The organism is Myxococcus sp. AB036A, assembly GCF_006547355.1.
Taxonomy (GTDB): domain Bacteria; phylum Myxococcota; class Myxococcia; order Myxococcales; family Myxococcaceae; genus Myxococcus; species Myxococcus virescens.
This window is the reverse complement of sequence record NZ_VHLC01000241.1, coordinates 1-448: the sequence shown is the minus strand read 5'-3', so window position 1 is coordinate 448 and position 448 is coordinate 1. Positions and strand designations below refer to the sequence as shown.

General features: G+C 66.5%; 1 protein-coding gene. It reads right to left on the bottom strand.

From position 1 onward, the window contains the following. Positions 1 to 376 (bottom strand): lyase family protein (locus FL344_RS38275; RefSeq protein WP_368667464.1); only part of this gene is annotated, 376 nt, incomplete at its 3' end. Positions 377 to 448 lie beyond the last annotated feature (72 nt).

Below are 448 nucleotides of genomic sequence, written 5' to 3'. Positions count from 1 at the left end.
CCGCCCGCATAGCGTCCCGTAGGTACATCCTGATCAAGGTTGCGATCTGATCGTTGCGGGAACGGCCGGCACGCAACCGGCCGCCGAGCTCGGGGCCGACCAGCTCCACCAGCCGCCGCTCCAGCGCGCCGTGCACGTCCTCATCAGTCTCGGCGGGCCGGAATGCTCCGGAGTCGACCTCGGACGCCAGCGCGCCCAGGCCGTCCATCATCGCCGCTAACTCCTCGTCGGTGAGCAATCCAGCTCGATGCAAAGCCTTTGCGTGTGCCCGCGACCCGGCCAGGTCGTAGGTTGCAAGCCTCCAGTCGAAATGGGTCGAGCGACTCAATGCAGACAGCGCCTTCGCGGGGCCGCTGGCGAACCGGCCGCCCCACAATCGACCCTCATGATCTGAAGCTGAAGGCGTCCGCTCTCCGGTCAAGTGAGATGCCGGCCCAGAGATCAAGAC